We start from the raw sequence: 299 nt of genomic DNA, 5'->3' as shown, positions 1-299 counted from the left end.
AGAACAGTATGGAACAGTTATATCAAATCCTAGAGAGTAAGAAGCATTATACAGATTACGAATTAGAATTTAATGAAAACGATGAACGTTATGGAACGATAGATGTGAAAATTGATAGGAAGACATTGCGCCGGATTGAAGTATTCTTTTCCGATATGGCTCATTCATTCCCACTACATGGATATACCGCTGATAAATTGATTAACATCCTAATGTGCGATTATATGAAGTATTACGCTGAAGAACCGGGCAAAAAACTCTCCTTACTGAAACGTAGATTTTCGTAGAAACTTGTCATC

The 299-nt window shown here is 35.5% G+C and carries 1 pseudogene; it reads left to right on the top strand.

The annotated features are described in order from the left end of the window. Positions 1–287 (top strand): annotated as a pseudogene (locus tag SB775_RS28570) (hypothetical protein); the annotation flags it as partial. Between the last annotated feature and the right edge of the window lie 12 nt (positions 288–299).

The sequence above is a fragment of the Peribacillus sp. SIMBA_075 genome, assembly GCF_046534585.1.
The sequence above is the reverse complement of the archived record's forward strand: the minus strand, read 5'-3'. Positions and strand labels throughout refer to the sequence as shown.